Origin of the sequence: Propioniciclava sp., from assembly GCF_047602245.1 — a bacterium.
GTDB lineage: Bacteria > Actinomycetota > Actinomycetes > Propionibacteriales > Propionibacteriaceae > Propioniciclava.
The window spans coordinates 1,336,308-1,357,342 of the sequence record NZ_JASGHT010000001.1 but is presented as its reverse complement, the minus strand read 5'-3'; the positions used below and the strand labels follow the sequence as shown (position 1 = coordinate 1,357,342).

The window sequence follows — 21,035 nt, the reverse complement described above, 5'->3', positions numbered from 1 at the left end:
CCGCTTTGTCTCAGCCATCCGGTCCAGGCTACGCGACCGCCGGGACGTCGTCGGGGATGTTCTTGGTGCTGATCCGCTTGCGGAACACCCAGATCGAACCAGGCCTGGTAGGCCAGCACGATCGGCACGAACACGACGGCGGCGCCGGTCATGATGCTCAGGGTCAGTTCGGTGGACGCCGCGGTCACCCGGTCGAGCGGAACGGTCGAGCCGGAGTTGTCGAAGCCGAGGTTGGGCCACATCCGGATGAAGATCCACACCGCGACGAACAGGATGGTGAGCGTGGTGGTGACGAACGCCCAGCCGTCGCGTCCGGCCCGCACCGAGAGCCAGCTGGCGATCAGTCCGACCGCGGCGACCAGGGCGAGCACCCAGCCGAGCGCGCCGTAGCCGTAGGCGAGGTTGGCCCAGACCAGGTAGATCGCGCCGCCCGCGATGGCCAGCAGGCCGATCTTGGCGCCGAAGGCGACGGCGCGGTCATGCACGACGCCCTTGGTCTTGAGCGCGAGGAAGTTGGCGCCGTGGAACAGGAACAGCACCACCAGCACCACACCGCCGAGCAGGGCGAACGGGCTGAACAGGCTCCAGAAGCCGCCGGTGAAGACGTGCAGGTGGTTGCTGCCTTCGGCGAGCGCCACCGGCAGGCCGATGATGAAGTTGGCGAAGCCGACACCGAACACGAGGGTGACGATGAACGAGCCGGTGACCGCCATCTGGTCGAAGGCGGTGCGCCAGCGGGCGTCTGGGTGCTTGGCGCGGTATTCGAAGGAGACGCCGCGGATGATCAGCCCGAACAGGATCAGGAACAGCGGCAGGTAGAGCCCCGAGAACAAGGTGGCGTACCAGCCGGGGAACGCCGCGAAGGTCGCACCGCCGGCGGTGAGCAGCCAGACCTCGTTGCCGTCCCACAGCGGTCCGACGGTGTTGACGATGACGCGGCGTTCCTTCTCGGTCTTGCCGAGGAAGGGGATGAGCATGGCGACGCCGTAGTCGAAGCCTTCGAGGATGAGGTAGCCGGTCCACAGGACGGCGATGAGGCAGAACCAGACGATCTGCAGGGTGGTGGGTTCGACGGCCAAAGGAAGCATCAGTCCACTCCTGTTCAGTACGCGAAGGAGAGGACGTCGTCCTCACCCTTGATTTCGACGGGCGGGACTTCGGCGGGCAGGCCCAGCCGGATGTATTTCAGCATCAGTCCGACTTCGAGGACGGCCAGGGCGCCGTAGATCAGCGTGTAGAGGATCATCGTGGCGAGCACTTCGCCCGCGCTCACCCCTGGTGACACGGCGGACGCGGTGGGCAGCACGCCGGCGACGATCCACGGTTGGCGTCCGACTTCGGTGAAGATCCAGCCGAAACTGTTGCCGAACAGCGGGGCGAGGAAGGCGGCCCCCATCAGCGTGCTCCACACCAGTCCTGACTTCGGCAAACGCCCCTTGCGTAGCACCCACAGCGAGTAGGCGCCGATCGCGATGCCGATGAAGCCGAGCGTCATCATGGCGCGGAAGGTCCAGTAGCTGGCCGGTACGAAGGGGGTGTAGTCGTTGATGCCGACGGTGCGCAGCTTCTCGGCGTAGGCCTTCTGGAGCGCATTGTCCTCGCTGAGCTGGGCGCCCTGGCGGTAGGCGTCCTGCAGTTCGGTGATGCCGGGTACTTCGGCGTACGGGTCGCCCATGGCGAGCATGCCGAGGACGCCGGGCACCTTGATCGACCAGATCTCCTTGGTGCCGTCGAGGGAGCCGATCGTGACCAGGGAGAACTCGGCCATTTCACCGTTGCCGCCCTCGGTGTGGTAGAGCGCCTCGGCGGCGGCCATCTTCATCGGCTGCACCTGGTACATGACCTTGCCCTGGAAATCGCCGCTGATCACGACGGCCGCGCCGGCGATGAGCAGCACCCAGGCACCGAGCTTGGCCGACCAGCGGTAGGCGCCGGCGTCCTGGTCTTCTTGCTCGGTGCGATCGGCCTTGTTGAGCCGGGCCAGGTGCCAGCCGGACACCGCGAGCAGGAATCCGCCGCCGGTGAGCCAGGCCCCGGCGATGACGTGGGGGAAGGTGACCAGGAAGACCGGGTTGGTGAGCAGGGCGAGGAAGTCGGTCATCTCGGCCCGGTCGGTGAGTGGGTTGTAGGTGGCGCCGACCGGGTTCTGCATGAACGAGTTGGCGGCCAGGATGAAGACCGCGCTCAGCATGGTGCCGATGGACGCCAGCCAGATGGTGGACAGGTGGACCTTCTTGGGCAGCTTGTCCCAGCCGAAGATCCACAGGCCGAGGAAGGTGGACTCCAGGAAGAAGGCCAGCAGCGCCTCGAGCGCGAGCGGTGCGCCGAAGATGTCACCGACGAAGCGGGAGTACTCCGACCAGTTCATCCCGAACTGGAACTCCTGGACGATGCCGGTGACCACGCCCATCGCGAAGTTGATCAGGAAGAGCTTGCCGAAGAACTTGGTCAGCCGCAGGTACTTGTCTTCGCCGGTGCGGTACCACCGGGTCTGGATGATGGCGACCAGCATCGACAGGGCGATGGTGACCGGAACGAAGAAATAATGGTAGACAGTCGTGATCCCGAACTGCCATCGCGCAAGAGCTACCTCACTCATGGCGGGCAATCTACTACGCGGCGACGTACAGAAAGTACTACTTGCTGTCGTAGTGGGCCGAGTCTGTGACTAAGATGACCTCATGCCCATCCTCGGAGACCTCGAACACGCGGTCATGGACGTCCTGTGGGCCGCCCAGGCGCCCACGTCCGTGCGTGACGTGCACGAGGAACTCGTCAGCAGTCGTTCGATCGCCTACACCACCGTCATGACCGTCCTCGACCGCCTCGCGAAGAAGGGGATCGTCGACCGTTCACTCGACGGCCGCGCCTGGCTGTACCGCCCCGCCCGCTCGCGTCTCGACCTGCATGTCGAGACCGTCAACGAGTCCCTGGCTGGCCTGTCGGCCGAGGATCGCGCCGAGGTGCTGCGCAGGGTCGCGGCCGGCGAGGCGTCCTCGGCCAGCTGACCGGACGCCCACGCCCGCCCCACGTGGTCCGCGCGTCGTGATGGTGTGCCCTGGCCGGCGGACGCCGTGGGACCCACGGCGTCCGGAATGCGATCAGTTCCGGGGGCCTGGGGAGTCCAGGTATTCCTCGTGGGTGACCGCGGTGCGGCGGTGCCGGATCTGCCGGTTGATCAGGAAGGTGACCACGCCCAGCACGGCGCCGATCCCGATCAGCACCAGGGCGATGCCGAACTGTTCCATCGGACGCCCCGTCCACGGCCCGACCAGGTAGAAGGTGCACACCCCGGCCACGATCGGGATCCAGGTGGGTGTGCGGAAGTGCTCGTGCTCCACCTTGTCCTTGCGCAGCACCAGGACGGCCACATTGGTTAGGGTGAACACCGCGAGCAGCAGCAGCGCGGTCGTGCCGCCGAGCTGGGAGACCTGGCCCACGAACAGGATCAGCAGCGCCGCGAGCGCAGAGGTGAACAGGATCGAGAACCACGGCGTCCGGCGCACCGCCAGCACCTTGCCGAAGGCGGGCGGCAGGATGTCCTGGCGGGCCATGCCGTAGAGCAGCCGCGAGGCCATCAGCATGTTGATCAGCGCGGTATTGGCGACCGCGAACATCGAGATGAACGGGAAGATCGCCGCGAACGGCAGCCCGGGCGCGCCCATCTGGACGACCGTGAGCAGCGGGGTGGCGCCGGTCTTGGTGAGTTCGCCGACCGGCACGATCGCGACCGCGGTCAGCGAGACCAGCACGTAGATGACGCCGGTGATGCCCAGGCCGGTCAGCATGATCTTGGGGAAGATGCGGGAGGGATCCTTGGTCTCCTCGGCCATGTTGACCGAGTCCTCGAAGCCGACCATCGCGAAGAACGCCACCGAGGTGGCGGCCGACACGGCGAGGAAGACGCTCTTGTCACCGGGGGTTTCGAAGACCATCGTCCGGCTGAAGTCGGCGCGGCCGTTGCTCATCGCGATGAAGCCGACCGCGATCACGATGAGCAGGCCGGACAGTTCGATCAAAGTGAGCACGATGTTGGCCTTCACCGACTCGCCCACACCCCACAGGTTGACCGCGGTGACGAGCGCGATGAAGCCGAGAGCGAGCAGCGTGACCAGGACGCCGTTGTCGCCGAGCCCGAAGCCCTTCATGAAGTTCTCGGCGAAGGCACGGGACGCGGTCGCCGCCGACGTGATGCCCGAGGCCATCACGGTGAACGCGACCATGAACGTCAAGAAGCCGATCTTGAACGCCTTGTTCGTATACACCGCAGCCCCGCCCGCGTGCGGATACTTGGTGACCAGTTCCAGGTAGGCGAAGGCGGTCATCACCGCGACCGTGAAGGCGAGCAGGAACGGCAGCCAGACCGCTCCGCCCACCTCCTTGGCGACGGTGCCGGTGAGGGCGTAGATGCCGGTGCCGAGGATGTCGCCGATGATGAACAGCAACAGCAGGCCTGGTCCCATCACACGCTTGAGTTCGTGCTGATCTTCGGAGTGGGATGTCGCGTCGGACATGCGGATTCGCCTCCTGGGGTCGATGGCGGGTGCCGCCCCATAGCGTCCCTCACCTCCGCGGGCCTGTACAGCGAAATCCCGCTGCTGTTGTCGTGCTGTAACACGGACGGCCAGTGCCCCGGGGTGGCTTCCGGACCGCCAGGCGAGGCTATCCTTGCTTGTCAGACGGGATTTGAAGGAGCATTCTCGAGGCATGACCGATCTCGTCGACTCGACCGCGGTGGGTGCTGCGGACGGCCTCCGCGCACCGGCTGCCCCCGCCCCGGATGTGCATGACGCGGGCGCGCATGCGTCGATGCTCAACCGTCTGCGGGCTGCGGTGCTCGGCGCGAACGACGGCATCATCTCGACCGCGGGTCTGGTGATGGGGGTCGCGGGCGCGACGACGGATTCGTTCGCCCTGGCCGCGGCCGGGATCGCCGGCCTGGTGGCGGGTGCGCTGTCGATGGCGGCCGGTGAGTACGTCTCGGTGTCGGCCCAGCGCGACTCCGAGCGTGCGCTGCTGGCGCGCAAGGCGTCCGATCTGCGTGCGATGCCGGAGGCCGAGCTCGGTCAGCTCGCCCACCTGTTGCGGGGGAGGGGTTTGTCGGAGGCGACCGCGCACGAGGCGGCCGTCGAGCTCACCCGGCACGATGCTCTGGGTGCGCACGCCGAACTCGAACTCCGCCTCGACCCGGACGAGCTCACCTCGCCGTGGCAGGCCGCGGTCTCCTCGCTGCTCTCCTTCGCCGTCGGCGCCTTGATTCCGTTGCTCGCCATGGTGCTCGCTCCGTCCGGGGTGCGGGTGCCGGTGACCGGGATCGCGGTGGTGGCGGCGCTGTTCCTGACCGGATACCTGAGTGCCCGCGCGGGCGACGCCCCGGTGGCGCGGGCGATCGTCCGCAATATCGCCGGCGGCGTCCTGGCGATGACGATCACCTTCGCCGTCGGCACCCTGGTCGGCACCCAGATCGGCTGAAGTGCGCGTGAGTCACCCTGGGCGGACGCCGGTGCCGGCCGTGCGCGAGGGGTCAGGCGGCGTCCAGGTCGTCGGCGGCGCCGGCGAACTGGGACTGGTAGAGCCGCCAGTAGGCTCCCTGGGCGGCGAGCAGCTGCTCGTGGTTGCCCTGTTCAACGATGCTGCCGGACTCCATCACCAAGATCACGTCGGCGTCGCGGATGGTGGAGAGCCGGTGCGCGATCACGAAGGACGTCCGGTCGGCGCGCAGCGCGGTCATCGCGCGCTGCAGCAGCAACTCGGTGCGGGTGTCGACGCTCGAGGTGGCCTCATCCAGGATCAGCACCGCCGGATCGGACAGGAACGCCCGCGCGATGGTGATCAGCTGCTTCTCGCCGGCCGACACGTTCGAGCCCTCCTCGTCGATCACGGTGTCGTAGCCCTCGGGCAGGGCGTGCACGAAGCGGTCCACGTAGGTGGCGCGCGCGGCGGTGATGATCTCTTCCTCGGTGGCGCCGGGGCGTCCGTAGGCGATGTTGTCGCGGATCGTGCCGCCGAACAGCCAGGTGTCCTGCAGCACCATGCCCATCTGCGAGCGCAGGCCGGCGCGCGGCACGGACGCGATGTCGACCCCGTCGAGGGTGATCCGGCCGCCGTCGAGCTCGTAGAAGCGCATCAGCAGGTTGACCAGGGTCGTCTTGCCGGCGCCGGTCGGGCCGACGATCGCGACCGTCGAACCCGGACGGGCCTCGAACGACAGGTTCTCGATCAGCGGCTTGTCGGGGGAGTAGGAGAACGAGACGTCCTCGAACGCCACCGTGCCCACCACCGGCTCGGGCAGGGTGCCCGCGGCGTCCGGAACCTGCTCGTCGGCGTCCAGCACCTGGAACACCCGCTCGGCCGAGGCCACGCCCGACTGCAGCAGGTTCGCCATCGAGGCGACCTGGGTGATCGGCTGGGTGAACATCCGCGAGTACTGGATGAACGCCTGCACATCGCCCAGGCTCATCTGCCCCGACGCCACCCGCAGCCCGCCGACGACGGCGACGGCCACATACGACAGGTTCCCGATGAAGAACATCACCGGCATCATCAAGCCCGAGATGAACTGGGCCCCGAACGCCGAGGTGTAGAGCCGGTCGTTGGTGTGGGCGAACTCGGCCTCGACCTCGCGGGAGCGGTTGAACACCTTGACCAGGGCGTGGCCGGTGTAGGCCTCCTCGATCTGGGCGTTCAGTTCGCCGGTCGACTCCCACATGGTGGCGAACCGGCTTTGGGCCTTGCCGCCGATGAAGGTGGCGGCGGCCAGCGACAGCGGCACCGCGATGATCGCGATGACGGCCAGGATCGGCGACACCCAGAACATCATGAACAGGACGCCGACCAGCGTGAGCAGGTTCGACAACAGCTGCGACAGGGTCTGCTGCAGCGACTGGGCGATGTTGTCGATGTCGTTGGTGACCCGGCTGAGCAGTTCGCCGCGCGGCTGGCGGTCGAAGTAGGACAGCGGCAGCCGGTCCAGCTTGGCCTGCACCTGCTGGCGCATCCGGTATACCGAGCGTTGCACGATCTCGTTGAGCAGCCAGCCCGCACCCCACATCAGCAGCGCGCCGACCACGGCCAGGCCGAGGGCCAGCAGGCCGACGCGACCCACGGCGTCCCAGTCGACGCCCTGGCCGGGCACCACGTGCATGGCCGAGAGCATGTCGGCGAAGGTGTCCTCGCCGCTGGCGCGCAGGGCGGTGATCGCCTGGTCCAGGGTGGTGCCGGCGGGCATCACGTCGCCCAGGTGCTTGCCGAGCAGGCCCGCGAACAGCAGGTTGGTCATCTCGCCGAGGATCTTCGGGTTGACGACGTTGAACACCACCGACACCACGGTGAGCGCGACGACGAACCAGATCAGGGTCAGTTCGGGGCGCAGCGTGCCGAGCAGCCGCTTCAGCGACGGGACGAAGCTGATCGCCTTCTCGTTCGGCGCCTGCGACATCGGGCCGTGCCCGATCGTCTTGGGCCCGTGCTTGGGGCGCTCGGGTGCCTCGGTGATCTTGTCTTCGGGGGCGGGTTGTTCTGCGGCGCTCATGCGGCCTCCTCCACCTTGAACTGGGACTCGACGATCTCGGCGTACGTCGGGCTGATGGCCAGCAGTTCGTCGTGCGTGCCCACCGCCTCGATGCGCCCGGCGTCGAGGACGACGATCTTGTCCGCACCCGCGATGGTCGCGACGCGCTGGCCGACGATGACGACGGCCGCGTTCTCGGTCTCGGTGGCCAGCGCGGCCCGCAGGCGGGCGTCCGTGGCGACATCGAGGGCGGAGAAGCTGTCGTCGAACACATACACGTCCGGTTGGGCGACCAGGGCGCGGGCGATCGACAGCCGCTGGCGCTGGCCGCCGGACACGTTGGTGCCGCCCTGGGCGATCGGCGCCTCCAGCTGGGCGGGCATGGCTTCGACGAAGTCGCGGGCCTGGGCGACCTCGAGGGCGTGCCACAGATCCTCGTCGGTGGCGTCCGGGTTGCCGTAGCGCAGATTGGACGCGATGGTGCCGCTGAACAGGTAGGGCTTCTGCGGCACCAGGCCGATCGAGCTCCACAGCAGTTCCGGATCGAGTTCGCGGACGTCGACGCCGTCGACCAGCACCCGTCCCTGGGTGGCGTCGAACAGGCGCGGGATCAGGCTGACCAGGGTCGTCTTGCCCGACCCGGTCGAGCCGATGAACGCGATCGTCTCGCCGGGGGAGACGGTGAACGAGATGTCGTGCAGCACGGGTTCCTCGGCGCCGGGGTAGGCGAACGCGACGTTCTCGAAGCGCACCTCGCCGCGGGCGGTCAGCTCGCGGACGGGGTTGGCCGGCGGCACCACGGACGCCCGGGTGCGCAGCACCTCTTGGATGCGCACCGCACACACCTGGGCGCGCGGCGCGATCATCAGCATCATCGTCGACATCATCACGCTCATCAGGATCTGGATCAGGTACTGCAGGAAGGCGGTCAGCTGCCCGATCTGCATCTCGCCGGCGTCCACGCGCAGGCCGCCGAACCACATCACCCCCACGCTGGAGGCGCTCATCACGAACTGCACCACCGGGAAGAAGGTGAGCATCCGGCGTCCGACCCGTAGTGAGGTGTCGGTCAGCTCATGGTTGGCGGTGTTGAACCGGGACGCCTCGTGCGGCTCGCGCACGAACGCGCGGATCACCCGCAGGCCGCTGATCTGCTCGCGCAGCACCCGGTTGAGCGAATCGACCCGGGTCTGCATCTGCCTGAACAGCGGCAGCGCCTGCAACAGGATCGCGCCGATGATGGAGCCCATCACCACCACGGCGACGGCGATCAGCCAGGACAGGCCGATGTCTTCGCGCAAGGCCATGAATACCCCGCCCACCATCATGATCGGCGCCTGCACGATCATGAACGTGGTCATCATCACCAGCATCTGCACCTGCTGGACGTCGTTCGTGGTGCGGGTGATCAGGCTCGGCGCACCGAACTTGTTCACCTCGCGCGAGCTGAAGGTGAGTACCCGGTCGAAGATGGCCGCGCGCAGGTCGCGCCCGAAGCCCATCGCGGTGCGGGCGCCGTAGTAGATGGCGAACACCTGGCCGAAGATCTGCATCAGCGTGACGCCGAGCATGATCGCGCCGAGGTTCCAGATCGCGCCGGTGTCGCCCTGGGCGACCCCCTCGTCGATGATGCGCGCGTTCAGGGTGGGCAGGTAGAGCGACGCCGCGGTCGCGATCAGCTGCAGCAGCACCACCAGGGTGATGTTGAGCTTGTACGGCGCCAGATAGGTCTTGAGGGTCGACAGAAGCATCAGGCCTCCTTGAGTAGGCCGTGAAGCGCCAGATCAGCCAGCGCTTCGGGAGAGGAGAACGAAGGGTGCCCCGCGATCGGGTGCTGGGCGCCGAAGGTGAGCGCGATGACGACGGACGCCGCCTCCTGCGGTGTCGCGCGCAGCTGCGCCGTGTGCGGGGCGAGCGCCTGCGCGACCTGGTTCGAGATCCGTTCATGGATCAAGCGAGGGTCCGGGCGCGGGCAGCGCATCGGTCCCGACACGTCGGGATCGTGGTGTGGGGCGACTATGGTGTCGGCCTCGGTGTGGTCGGCGCCATGCTCGGAGTGTGCTGCCGCAAGCGCATCGGTGAGGTCGGGCCGGGCCTGGCCGTGTGAATCCTTGGTGGGGTCCGAGGCCTCCGTGTGGTGCGGTGCGTGCCAGTCGCGGCTGTGGAACAGCCCGACCAGGGTGCGCATCCGGGTCACCCGTTCGGTCAGCGCCGCCGCGATCGCGGTGACGGTGGTGGCGAGGTCGGCATCGGCCGGAAGCGCCGCGAGCGCTTCGCCCAGCCCGTCATGGGTGAGGGCGTCGGTGACCGCGGCATGTAGAAGATCGTCCTTGGAACCGAAGGCGCGGAAGATCGTGCCCTCGGCCACCCCGGCGGCTTCGGCGATCTGGCGCGTCGACACGTCGGCGCCGTGTTCCAGCAGCAGCGGGATGGTCGCCTCGATCAGCGCCCGCCGTCGCTGTTCGAGAGGTAGTGGCTTAGCTCGTGTCACGATGACTAATACTAGGTGAGTGAGTGCTCACTCACAAGGGTGGGCTGGTTTGGTCCCGATGCCCGGGGGTCGCCACCGATCGGGCTAGGAAATTGTCGTTTTCAGAGCGGTGCCGGCCTCTCGATTCGGGCTAGGGCCAAGGTGTGGTCGTTAAGAGGCCCTCCGGCCCCCGTCATAGCGACCACATCTTGGCCCTTACGGCGTAGTCCTCGATCGCCCCCGCTGAGAACGACAACTTCCTAGCCCGAACGGTCATGGTGTGGGTGAGGCCGGGTTGTTCGTGGGGAGAACGGTGAGGGCTGCTGCGATGTCGCATTCCTGCGAGAACCGGTGCTCCGGGTGGGGCACCATGGACGCATGATGCCGGAGCGGGAGACCTGCCTTGCCGCCGTCGCCGGGCGCGACGCGCGGTTCGACGGCACGTTCTTCACCGGCGTCACCAGTACCGGGATCTACTGCCGGCCGAGTTGCCCAGCACGGACGCCGCATCCCAGGCATTCCACCTTTCATCCGAGCGCGGCCGCGGCGCAGGCGGCGGGATTCCGTGCCTGCAAGCGGTGCCGCCCCGATGCGGCGCCCGGCTCACCCGAGTGGGATGTCCGTGCCGACGTCACCTCGCGCGCCATGCGGCTGATCGGTGACGGGGTTGTCGATCGGGAGGGAGTCGACGGTCTCGCCGCTCGGCTCGGCTATTCGGTGCGTCACCTGCAGCGGCTCACGCTCGCCGAGTTGGGCGCCCCACCGATCGCGCTCGCTCGCGCGCAGCGCGCCCACGCGGCACGGATTCTGTTGCAGACCACCACCCTGCCCTTGGCCGATGTCGCCTTCGCTGCCGGATTCGGCTCGGTCCGGTCCTTCAACGACACCATTCGCGCCGTCTACGGCACCACGCCGTCCGAGCTGCGTGGACGGACGACGCGCTCAGGTGCGAGCCGCGTCGAGGGGCGGCTCCCCGGGGTCCCCGCTGGCCGGCAGGCGATCGGCCGGGCTCGCGGCGCTGCCGGCGGGGCCTGCGAGATGGCGGCCGAGGATCCGTCAGGGGCCGGTCTCGCCCATGGATGTCTGCTCGAGATCTCGTTGCGACTGGCGTTCCGGCGTCCGTTCAACCCCTCGAACGTGTTCGGTCATCTCGCCGCGACCGCGGCCCCGGGCGTGGAGGAGTGGCGCGGCGGCGCCTACCGCCGGACGCTGCGACTGCCGCACGGGCCGGGTTTCGTGGCGCTCGCCCCGCGTGAGGATCACGTCGCGGCCACCCTGCACCTGAGCGATCCGCGCGATCTGACCCCGGCGATCGGGCGCTGCCGCCGGCTGCTCGACCTGGACGCCGACCCGGTCGCGGTCGACGCCGCGCTCGCGGGTGACCTGCTGCTGGCTCCGCTGATCGCCGCCGCGCCCGGACGCCGGGTGCCCCGCACCGTCGACCCGGACGAGTTCGCGATCCGGGCGGTGCTCGGCCAGCAGGTGTCGACGGCGGCGGCCCGGACGCACGCCGCCCGCCTCGTCGCCCGTTTCGGCGAGCCGGTCACCGATCCGGCCGGCGGCCTGACCCACCTGTTCCCCACGCCGGAGGCGCTCGCCGACCTGCCGCCGGACGCCCTGGCGGCCCCGGCGTCCCGTCTGGCCACCCTCACCGGACTCGCCGGCGCGCTGAGTTCGGGTGCGGTCGATCTGTCGTCCGGTGCCGACCGGGACGCCGCCCGCGCCGGGCTGGCCCGGTTGAAGGGCATCGGCCCCTGGACGCTGGAGATGATCGCGATGCGCTCCCTCGGCGACCCGGACGCCTTCCCGGCCGGCGATCTGGGCATGCGCCGGGCGTGCGCGCGGCTCGGCATCGAGCACCCCGAACCGGCATCGCGAGCCTGGCGTCCGTGGCGCGCCTACGCCACCCAATACCTGTGGGCGGTCGACGACCACCCGATCAACCATCTTCCCCAGGAGGACTCATGAAGCATCGCGTGATCGGCTCACCCGTCGGCCCGCTCACCCTGGTGGTCGACGACCGCGGAGTGCTGTGCGGGCTCTACACCGACGGCCACAAGCACTTCCCGGACGCCGCCGCGTTGGGCGTCCGGGACGACACCATCGCCGAGGACGCCGTCACCCAGCTGGGGGAGTACTTCGCCGGCGACCGCACCCGTTTCGATCTCGACCTCGCCCCGCGCGGCACCGAGTTCCAGCACGAGGTGTGGCGGGCGTTGTCGACGATCCCCGCCGGTGAGACCCGGACCTACGGCCAGGTCGCCGCCGGTCTTGGCCGTCCCGGGTCTTCGCGAGCGGTCGGCGCGGCCACCGGCCGCAACCCGATCAGCATCGTGGTGCCGTGCCACCGCCTGGTCGGCTCGACCGGCAGCCTCACCGGCTACGCCGGCGGCATCGAGCGAAAGCGCTGGTTGCTCGACCACGAGGCGGCGGGCTCGGCGGGGCGGTGAGGTCTGTGGCCGGTCGCGTCGGCGCATGACCCGCACAGGGTGCGGGCTCCAAAGGCGGCGGTCTGACCATGCGAAAAGGGCCGGCGCCGCATCGAGATGCGACACCGGCCCTTTCGGCTCAGCAGGCGATGCTCAGGAGAGATCCTCGCCGTGGGAGTCGATGACCTTGCGGTACCAGGCGAAGCTCTTCTTCTTGATCCGCGCGAGATCCAGCTCGGACTCGTTGTTGCGGTTCACGTAGATGAAGCCGTACCGCTTCAGGAACCCCTCCTGGGTGGAGATCAGGTCCATCACCGACCACGGGTGGTAGCCGATCACCGGGATGCCCGACTCGATCGCCACCTTCAGCTGCGTGATGTGATCGCGCAGGTACTCGATGCGGTAGTCGTCGTTCACCTCGCCGTCGACCAGTTCGTCCCGCGCGCCCAGACCGTTCTCGGTGACGATCATCGGCAGGCGGTAGCGGCCGTAGATCGCGTTGAGCGTGGTGCGGAACCCGAGCGGATCCAGCCACCAGCCGCTGAACTCGGTGCGGGTCAGGTGCGGGTTGTCGACCGGTTCGCCGGGGCCATGGATATTGCCGTCGGCGTCGACCAGCGTCTTGCCCTCGACGTACCCCACCGTGTCGGTGTTGTAGTAGTTGAAGGCGATGAAGTCCGGCTTGCCGTTGCGCATGATCGCGCGGTCCTCGTCGGTCACCTCGAGGGTGTAGCCCGCGTGCTTGATGTAGTCGAGCGCGACCGGGTTGTACTCACCGAACACGGCGGCGTCCAGGTAGAGCCAGCAACGGACGGCGTCCGCGTACTGGGCCGCGAGGACGTCGTTGGGATCGCTGGAGGCCGGATTGTTGATCGAGATGTTCGGCGCGGGGCCGATCTTGCACTCGGGCCGCACCTGGTGGCACACCGCCATCGCCTGGCTCTGGGCGACGAACATGTGATGGTTCGCCTGGTAGAGGGGGTACCCCTCCAGGCTGCCGCCCGCGGCGTCCTTGGCATGACCGGGGTGCAGCGTCATCACGTTCTGCTCGTTGATCGTCTGCCAGTAGGTGACGCGATCGCCGAACTCTTCGAAGCAGATCCGCGAGAAACGCACGAAGGCGTCGATCGTGGCGCGGTTGCCCCACCCGCCGCGCCGGGCGAGCGCGGCAGGCAGGTCGAAGTGGTAGACGGTCACGATCGGCTCGATGCCGTGCTTGATCAGCTCGTTGATGAGGTTGTTGTAGAACGCGATCCCGGCCGGGTTCGCCTCACCGTCGCCATCGGGCACGATCCGCGTCCAGGCGATCGAGAACCGGTAGGACGTCAGCCCCAGCTCGGCGAACAGCGCGACATCCTCCGCATAGCGGTCGTAGTGACCCGAGCACACCGTGAAATCCGGGGTGCCCGCGGGGGGCGTCTTGATGTCCTGGACGCTCGGGCCTTTGCCGTCGCGGTCCGAGGCGCCCTCGATCTGATAGGCGCTCGAGGACGCCCCCCAGAAGAAGTCGGCGGGGAAGCTCATGCCGCTACACTCCCGCGGACTCGTGCTCGGCTGCCGCCGCCTGCTCGTCGGCGTAGGCCAGCAGGTCGGCCTTGCGGGCGAACGGGTAGTAGATGGCCACCGACAGCACCAGGATCAATGCCTGGAACACGGCATGCTTCCAGCCGCCCACGATGAGGCCCGAGAGGATCGGTGGCGTCGTCCACGGCGCGATCACGCCCGCGAACAACGGCAGGATTCCGGTCGACATCGCGAAGTACAGCAGCGTGCTGGTGATCATCGGGGTCAGGAAGAACGGCACGAGCAGCAGCGGGTTCATCACGATCGGGGTACCGAACACGATGGGTTCGTTGATGTTGAACGCGGCCGGTGCACCACCCAGACGGCCCAGGGTCTTGAACTGTGCCGACTTGGCGAACACGAGCATGTAGACGACCAGGCCGATGGTGATGCCGGCACCGGTCATCGCGACATAGTTGTCGACGAACTGCTGGGTGACGATGCGGCCGCCGTTGGCGATGGTCAGCTCGACGCCGCTGTCGATCAGGGCCTGGTTGGCCTGCGCGTTCGACAGGGTGATCGGGGTCATGATGCCCGCCACGATGGACGAGCCGTGAACACCGAAGAACCACAGGAACGGGCCGGTGAAGCTGACGATCAGCATGCCGGCGAGGCTGTCGGAAACGCCCATCAGCGGGGTCTGGATCGCGTTGTAGATCGCCTCCACCATGCTGGTGTCGAAGATGCGGAAGAGGCCGTAGACGACCGCGATGAGGGTGAGGATGACGGTGCCCGGGATCAGCGAGGTGAAGGCGGTGGCGACATTCGGCGGCACACCGTCCGGCATCTTGATGGTGATGTTCTTCTTCAGGAACCAGCAGTACACGATCGAGACGAAGTAGGCGATCAGGATGCCGGCCAGCATGCCCTTCGAACTGGTCCAGTCGAGCGGGATCACGCCAGTCACCGGTTCGGTCGCGCCCTTGGGCAGCACGTGCAGCGGCAGCAGCATGACCATCGCACAGAACGACCACACGGCTGCAGGCAGGGCGTCGTAACCCTCGTTACGGACCCAGCTGTAGGTGATGCCGACGCAGGCCACCACGCCGAGCAGGTTGAAGGTGGCGGTGTAAACCTGCATGAAGACGTCGTAGATGCCGATCGTCTTCTGCCAGGCGACGAACTCCGGGATCGGGAAGTTGGCCAGCAGCAGGAAGATGGCGCCAACGATCGTCAGCGGCATCACGAACATCATGCCGTTCTTGAGCGCCGTGATGGGCTTGGTGTTGACGAATCTGAGAATCGGAGGAAGTACCTTCTCGTTGATGAAATCTCCAACTGAGGCCATCGCCTGAACTCCTTACTAGTGGTGGCGTCGGTGCCATGAAACCTGTGTCGCGGCTCAGCCGGCGCAACGGTGCGCGCTGAACTCAGCACTGGTCAGTGTGACCCAGCGGACGCCGCGCTGGCGACCCAGCTTCGCTTCCGCGATCGCGGAAGCACTCCGGGTGGGAGGGGACGGGTGGGGTGGGGAAGACTAACGTCCGCAAGAGTCAACGGTGACGATCGGCCGCTTCAGCGACGACGCGCCGAGAAATGAGGAGGATCAATCCATGGACCCCAAGGACTACGAGGGCGCCTTCCAGCTGATCGCGATGGCCGGCAACGCGAAGTCGCGCGCCATGATGGCCATCCGCGAGGCGCGCGAGGGCAACCTCGAGGAGGCGAAGAAGCTCCTGGTCGAGGCCGACGAGGATCTGCATGCCGCGCACGGCTCCCAGACCAAGATGCTCACCCAGGAAGCGCGCGGCAACGCGGTGCCGGTTAACATCATCCTCGTGCATGCTCAGGACCACCTGACCGGCGCGATGCTGGTCCGTGACCTCGCCGACGAGTTCATCGAGATCCACGCTGCGTTGGCGGCCAAAGCCTGAGCCAGGCACACGCGGCACTCCCGCCGCACCAACCGCGGCACTCCCGCCGCATTCAACGAAGAATTCGTGGAGGTTAGTCATGAAGGTTCTGCTCATCTGTGCCGCTGGCATGTCCACCAGCCTGCTCACCAACAACATGAAGAAGTTCGCCGAAGAGGGTGACGCGGTCGACGCTGTGCCGGTGGGCGAGCTCGAGGCCGTCATCGACCAGTACGACGTGATCCTGCTCGGCCCGCAGATCCGCTTCAAGGAGAAGGACGTCAAGAAGCTCGCCGATCCCAAGGGCATCCCGAGCGGCGTCATCGACATGCGCGCCTACGGCATGATGGACGGCAAGGCTGCCATGGATCAGGCGCGGAAGCTGCTCGCCAGCAAGTGACTTGATGAGGCCGGACAAGCGCCGCGCCTTGGTCGAGGCGCTGATGCGGGCTTCGCACCCGTTGTCCGGTGAGGAACTGGCCCGGCACTTGCACGTGTCGACCAGGAGCATCCGCACGTACGTCAGCGAACTCAACGCCCGCGGACCAGTGATCGTCGCCACGCATCGTGGCTACGCACTCGATCCGCGGGCACGAGCGCGGATGACTCCGGTGGAGGAGCATCGCGCGGCACTCGACACTCCTGATGGACGCCTGCGGTACGTCTGCCGGTTCCTCGCCGCCGCGAGCGAGCCGATCAGCATCTACGAGCTGGCCGAGCGCCTCTATGTGAGCGACTCGACGCTGGAGGCTGACCTGGGCCGGGTCCGTGAGGTGGTCCGCGACCATGATCTGGCGCTCCGCCGTGACCACGAGTTGATCTATCTGGACGGCTCCGAGCGTTCGCGGCGCCGCCTGGTGCGCCAGATGGTGCAGCAGGATGAGCAGGGCATCCTGCCGACCTGGCATGAGTTCAGCCGCGAGTACGCGCATCTGGATCTGGAGCGGATGCGCAGTTCGATCAGCCAGATCATCTCCGAGTCCGACTTGGAGCTGAACGAGTACGCGCTGACCGATCTGCTGCTGCACACCGCCATCACCGTGGAGCGGATCCGTTGCGGCAATACCCTGCCCGGCTCGGAGTGGCCGCTCGAACGCAAGGACGAGGTGGTCGACCGCGTCTGCGGGATCCTGGCCGCCACGATCGAAAATCAGTACGCCATCACGCTGCCGCCGTCCGAACTGGACGCCCTGTACGGCGTCCTCGCGGTGCGCGCGATACGGATGGGGGACCGTAGCGCCGCCGAGGCGGTGATCGACCCCGAACTGAAGCTGGTGGCCAGCAGCCTGCTGGACGACGTGGCCGCCAAATACATGCTGGGCCCGCCCGACCCAGCGATGCTGCTCAAACTGACCCTGCACGTGCAGAACCTGGTCGTCCGTGCGCGGTCGAACCTGTCCCTGCGCCATCCGCTCGGCACCACCTTCAAGAACAGCCATCCGTTCGTGCACGATCTGGCGCTCGACTACGCGCAGCGGCTGGAGGAGCACTTCGGCATTACCGTCGGCGAGGCGGAGATCGCCTATCTGGCCCTGCACATGGGCATGCAGTACCTGCGCTATCTGGAGCAGCGCCACCTGCTCACCATGACGCTGGTGGTCCCCGGCTACTACGACATGGCCGACACGATCGCCGGCAAACTGGAGTCGGCCCTGCGCGGCCGGGCGGTGATCGAGCGGGTCGAGACGACCCTGGATGTCGACTTCGGCGCGATCACCAGCGACCTGATCGTGTCGTGCGTGGTGCCCGCCATGCAGCCGAGCGCGCCCCTGGTGCACATCAGCCCGCTGCTGCCGGCGTCCGACCTGACCGCCGTCAACGAGGCGGTCGACGTCGAGCAGGCGCGCAATATGCGCCGGGTGATCCGCACCACCTTGGTGACCTTGATCGATCCCGCGCTGTTCATCCGCCTCGATGAGAGCCTCACCAAGGAGCAGGCGCTCAAGCTGATGTGCGGACGCCTGGTCGAGCAGGGCTACGTGGGCGAGAACTACCTTGAGGACGTGCTCGACCGCGAGCGCCGGTCCAGCACCTCGTTTGGGGGCGAGTTCGCGATCCCGCACTCGCTGCGGATGGACGCCACCACGACGGCGATCTCGGTGCTGGTCTCCGAGAAGGGCATTCCGTGGGGTTCGTCGTCGGTGCGGCTGGTGATGCTGTTCGCGCTGTCGCCGGACGGCCGCCAGATCTTCCGCGACGGGCTCGACCAGATCATCCGGCTGTTGTCGGAAACCGGGAACGTCAGCACGCTGCTGGAGCACGCCACGGACGCGGAGGCCTTCTTGGCGTCACTGCGCGGCTTGCTCGATCACTGAACCACGCCGTATCACGCACCCCGGTGCGCGCTCCTTTCCGGAGCCCGTGGGGGCTGATCGCGTGACCGAGCCCCACGGCGCGGACGATAGAATCCCCCGGTGACCGATACCAAGCAGCCCGTGCCACAGCCGTCCGTCTCCGAACAGGTGCAGGTGCGCCTCGGTAAGCGGGCGCGCATCCTGGCCGCGGGCGGGCAGGCGTATCCGGTCGAGGTGCCGCGCACCCATTCCCTCGGCGAGATCCGGGACGCCTACGCGCACCTGGAGGCCGGTCAGGAGACCGGCGACGTGGTCTCGGTGAGCGGCCGGATCATGTTCCAGCGCAACACCGGCAAGCTGTGCTTCGCGACGCTGGCCGACCAGTTCACCCCGGACGCCGATTCGGCCCGCCTGCAGGTGATGCTGAGCCTCGCCGAGGTCGGCCAGGAGTCGCTGGACGCCTGGAAGGCCGACATCGACCTGGGCGACTTCGTGTCAGTGACCGGGCGGGTGATCTCCAGCCGCCGCGGCGAGCTGTCGGTGATGGCGACCGGGTGGGCGCTGGCGTCCAAGGCGCTGCGCCCGCTGCCGACCCTGCACAAGGAGCTGTCCGAGGAGTCCCGCGTCCGGCAGCGCTACGCCGACATGGTGGTCCGTGACGAGGCGCGCGCCATGGTGCGCACCCGGGCGGCGATCACCCGGTCGATCCGCGAGACCCTGCACGGCTTCGGCTTCATCGAGGTGGAGACCCCGACGCTGCAGCTGATCCATGGCGGCGCGGCGGCGCGTCCGTTCCACACCCACCTGAACGCGTTCGACATCGACATGACGCTGCGCATCGCGTTGGAGCTGTACCTCAAGCGCGCCATGGTCGGCGGCACCGACAAGGTGTACGAGATGGGCCGCATCTTCCGCAACGAGGGCATCGACTCCTCGCACTCGGCCGAGTTCACCATGCTGGAGTCCTACCAGGCCTGGACCGACCAGAAGGGCATCGCCGACGTCACCCAGCAGATCATCGTGGACGCCGCCGACGCCCTCGGCTCGCGCCAGATCGAGACCGAGGCCGGCGTGATCGACCTGGATGGTGAGTGGCGCTGGCTGCCGCTGTACGACGGGCTATCCGAAGCCGTGGGCGAGACGATCTCGGTCGACACCCCGGTGGAGCGGCTGCAGGCGATCGCGGACGCCCGCGAGATCGAATACGACCCGGCCTGGGGTTCGGACAAGCTGGCCGTCGAACTGTTCGGCGAGATCGTCGAGCCCGGCCTGCTGCAGCCCACCTTCGTCTGTGACTACCCGGCGATCGCCCAGCCGCTGGCCCGCCCGCACCGGACCAAGCCCGGCCTGATCGAGGCGTGGGACCTGATCATCGGCGGCATGGAGCGCGCCACCGGCTTCAGCGAACTGATCGACCCCGTCATCCAGCGCGAACGGTTCACCGAACAGTCGCTGCTGGCCGCCAAGGGCGACCCCGAGGCGATGCAGCTCGACGAGGACTTCCTCAACGCCCTCGAATTCGGTGCCCCGCCGATGGGCGGCATGGGCATGGGCGTCGACCGCCTGGTGATGCTGTTCACCAACAAGGGCATCCGCGAGACCATCCTGTTCCCGCTGCTCAAGCCGTTGTCCTGACCCGGACGCCGCCCGGTGGTTGGAGCGGGTGGTGTTTCGCTGTCGCGCACGGGTTGCACCGTTGCCTACGAGATTTCGTGCGCATCGGTGCAACTCGTGCGCGTGAGCGTGGGGTCCGCGCCTCGGTGCTGGAAGGGGCTACTTCCAGAGGGTGGCGACCGCGAAGGAGGCGGCCATGGCGCCCATCGCGATCAGCAGGTTCCAGTTGCCCAGGTCGGACATGCCGGGGACGTACACGCCGGTGGATGCGGTGAGATACCACACCACCAGCCACAGGACGCCGAGCAGCATGAGCGTGACGAACGTCGGCACCACCCATCCGCGGCGGTCGGCGAGCCCGGCCTTCCTCAGGCGCTTCTGCTCCGCGCGCTCCTGGTCGGCGGCCGCCTTTCGCGCGGACTTCTTCTTCTCCGCGGCCTCCTTGCGGCCCTTGGATTCCGGCACCTGAACACTCCTGAACGTCTGATCTGCGGGGTCAGCCTACCCCGGCGGGCGCCTCGGCCCACACTAGGCTGGGTCCCGTGGGACCACGGGAGAGACTGCGCGAGGCGTGGCAGGCGGCGCGTGAGCGCCGGAACCCGCTGCGTCCGCTCACCGTGCTGGTCTGCGTGCTCGCCGGGGTGATGATGGCCGCGGGCGCGGTCGCCTCCCGCGGCAACGATCTGCGTCCGACCCGCACCACGGAACTGGCCGCCTTGGTGCGCGCCGAATCCGACCGTGCGGACCGGCTCGCTTCGCGCGCGTCCGGCCTGCGCGCCGAGGTGGACGAACTCACCCGCCAGCAGGCGGACGCCGCGGGCAGCGAGTCGGCCGCCGGCCTGGAGGACGCCGCCGAGGCGGCCGGCGCCCAGCCGGTGACCGGGCCCGCGGTGAGCGTGACGCTGACCGACGCCCCGGCCTCGGTGCAACCCGCCGGCGTGGACGCCGACCTGCTGGTCGTCCACCAACAAGACATCCAGGCCGTGGTCAATGCGCTGTGGGCCGGCGGGGCCGAGGCGATGACGATCCAGGGCCAACGCGTGGCCGCCCGCACCGGCATCAAGTGCGTCGGCAACACGGTGGTCATCCACGGCGTCCCCTACGCCCCGCCGTACGTGATCGTCGCGATCGGCGACCAGGCCTCCCTGGAGCGCTCCCTGCGCGAGGACGACTACCTCGTCCTCTACCGCCAATACGTGGACGCCTACCGGTTGGGCTACGAGGTGGCGCGCCGTCCCTCGGTGGCCATGCCCGCCTACTCGGGGCCGGCCGAATTCGTGCACGCGCGGGCCGTCCGCTGAG

General features: G+C 67.9%; 17 protein-coding genes and 1 pseudogene. 9 read left to right on the top strand and 9 right to left on the bottom strand.

Annotated elements, in window-relative coordinates; genetic code table 11:
- Positions 1 to 28 precede the first annotated feature (28 nt).
- Together cydB and QM708_RS06595 are read right to left on the bottom strand one after the other, a co-directional pair.
- A pseudogene (gene cydB, locus QM708_RS06600) lies at positions 29 to 1,088 on the bottom strand (cytochrome d ubiquinol oxidase subunit II).
- A 14-nt stretch (positions 1,089 to 1,102) separates the two neighbouring features.
- Complete coding sequence (locus QM708_RS06595) at positions 1,103 to 2,599, bottom strand: cytochrome ubiquinol oxidase subunit I (RefSeq protein ID WP_415105719.1); 1,497 nt, start codon at positions 2,597 to 2,599, stop codon at positions 1,103 to 1,105.
- Between the two features lie 82 nt (positions 2,600 to 2,681).
- On the opposite strand from QM708_RS06595, the gene QM708_RS06590 reads away from it, so the two are divergent.
- Complete coding sequence (locus QM708_RS06590) at positions 2,682 to 3,008, top strand: BlaI/MecI/CopY family transcriptional regulator (protein ID WP_415105716.1); 327 nt, start codon at positions 2,682 to 2,684, stop codon at positions 3,006 to 3,008.
- A 93-nt stretch (positions 3,009 to 3,101) separates the two neighbouring features.
- Here the strand turns inward: QM708_RS06590 and QM708_RS06585 are convergent, their stop codons facing one another.
- Complete coding sequence (locus QM708_RS06585) at positions 3,102 to 4,514, bottom strand: APC family permease (RefSeq protein ID WP_415105713.1); 1,413 nt, start codon at positions 4,512 to 4,514, stop codon at positions 3,102 to 3,104.
- A gap of 193 nt (positions 4,515 to 4,707) precedes the next feature.
- On the opposite strand from QM708_RS06585, the gene QM708_RS06580 reads away from it, so the two are divergent.
- Complete coding sequence (locus QM708_RS06580; RefSeq protein ID WP_415105711.1) at positions 4,708 to 5,472, top strand: VIT family protein; 765 nt, start codon at positions 4,708 to 4,710, stop codon at positions 5,470 to 5,472.
- A 52-nt stretch (positions 5,473 to 5,524) separates the two neighbouring features.
- Here QM708_RS06580 and QM708_RS06575 read toward each other — a convergent pair whose 3' ends face one another.
- From QM708_RS06575 to QM708_RS06565, 3 genes are read right to left on the bottom strand one after another with little or no spacing between them, the layout of a single operon-like run.
- Positions 5,525 to 7,531, bottom strand: coding sequence for an ABC transporter ATP-binding protein (locus QM708_RS06575; RefSeq protein ID WP_415105708.1), 2,007 nt, complete (start codon positions 7,529 to 7,531; stop codon positions 5,525 to 5,527).
- Positions 7,528 to 9,261, bottom strand: coding sequence for an ABC transporter ATP-binding protein (locus QM708_RS06570; RefSeq protein ID WP_415105706.1), 1,734 nt, complete (start codon positions 9,259 to 9,261; stop codon positions 7,528 to 7,530). Before QM708_RS06570 ends, QM708_RS06575 begins: the two co-directional genes overlap by 4 nt.
- The gene (locus QM708_RS06565; protein WP_415105703.1) at positions 9,261 to 10,001 is read right to left on the bottom strand and encodes a TetR/AcrR family transcriptional regulator; all 741 of its coding nucleotides are present in this window, start codon (positions 9,999 to 10,001) and stop codon (positions 9,261 to 9,263) included. The genes QM708_RS06570 and QM708_RS06565 overlap by 1 nt, the downstream gene beginning before the upstream one ends.
- 357 nt (positions 10,002 to 10,358) lie before the next feature.
- Between QM708_RS06565 and QM708_RS06560 the strand changes: the two genes are divergently transcribed.
- Complete coding sequence (locus QM708_RS06560; RefSeq protein WP_415105700.1) at positions 10,359 to 11,948, top strand: AlkA N-terminal domain-containing protein; 1,590 nt, start codon at positions 10,359 to 10,361, stop codon at positions 11,946 to 11,948.
- Positions 11,945 to 12,430, top strand: a complete 486-nt coding sequence (locus QM708_RS06555) for a methylated-DNA--[protein]-cysteine S-methyltransferase (protein WP_415105697.1) — start codon at positions 11,945 to 11,947, stop codon at positions 12,428 to 12,430. Before QM708_RS06560 ends, QM708_RS06555 begins: the two co-directional genes overlap by 4 nt.
- Positions 12,431 to 12,562: 132 nt before the next feature.
- Here QM708_RS06555 and QM708_RS06550 read toward each other — a convergent pair whose 3' ends face one another.
- Complete coding sequence (locus tag QM708_RS06550; RefSeq protein WP_415105694.1) at positions 12,563 to 13,933, bottom strand: glycoside hydrolase family 1 protein; 1,371 nt, start codon at positions 13,931 to 13,933, stop codon at positions 12,563 to 12,565.
- Positions 13,934 to 13,937: 4 nt separating this feature from the next.
- On the bottom strand, positions 13,938 to 15,260 hold the full coding sequence (locus tag QM708_RS06545; protein ID WP_415105691.1) for a PTS sugar transporter subunit IIC: 1,323 nt from the start codon (positions 15,258 to 15,260) through the stop codon (positions 13,938 to 13,940).
- A 265-nt stretch (positions 15,261 to 15,525) separates the two neighbouring features.
- On the opposite strand from QM708_RS06545, the gene QM708_RS06540 reads away from it, so the two are divergent.
- The 4 genes from QM708_RS06540 to lysS all read left to right on the top strand — a co-directional run bounded on the left by QM708_RS06540 (position 15,526) and on the right by lysS (position 19,754).
- Entirely contained in the window at positions 15,526 to 15,846 is a 321-nt protein-coding gene (locus tag QM708_RS06540) for a PTS lactose/cellobiose transporter subunit IIA (RefSeq protein ID WP_415105689.1), read from the top strand.
- 79 nt (positions 15,847 to 15,925) lie between these two features.
- Positions 15,926 to 16,225, top strand: a complete 300-nt coding sequence (locus QM708_RS06535) for a PTS sugar transporter subunit IIB (protein WP_415105686.1) — start codon at positions 15,926 to 15,928, stop codon at positions 16,223 to 16,225.
- 4 nt (positions 16,226 to 16,229) lie between these two features.
- Positions 16,230 to 18,140, top strand: a complete 1,911-nt coding sequence (locus QM708_RS06530) for a BglG family transcription antiterminator (RefSeq protein WP_415105683.1) — start codon at positions 16,230 to 16,232, stop codon at positions 18,138 to 18,140.
- Between the two features lie 147 nt (positions 18,141 to 18,287).
- Positions 18,288 to 19,754 (top strand): lysine--tRNA ligase, encoded by a 1,467-nt coding sequence (gene lysS / locus QM708_RS06525; protein ID WP_415111325.1) that lies wholly within the window; start codon positions 18,288 to 18,290, stop codon positions 19,752 to 19,754.
- A gap of 138 nt (positions 19,755 to 19,892) precedes the next feature.
- Here the strand turns inward: lysS and QM708_RS06520 are convergent, their stop codons facing one another.
- Complete coding sequence (locus QM708_RS06520; RefSeq protein WP_415105680.1) at positions 19,893 to 20,198, bottom strand: cell division protein CrgA; 306 nt, start codon at positions 20,196 to 20,198, stop codon at positions 19,893 to 19,895.
- Between the two features lie 77 nt (positions 20,199 to 20,275).
- Between QM708_RS06520 and QM708_RS06515 the strand changes: the two genes are divergently transcribed.
- Positions 20,276 to 21,034: a DUF881 domain-containing protein gene (locus tag QM708_RS06515; protein ID WP_415105678.1), complete on the top strand. Its 759-nt coding sequence runs from the start codon at positions 20,276 to 20,278 to the stop codon at positions 21,032 to 21,034.
- Position 21,035: the final 1 nt, after the last annotated feature.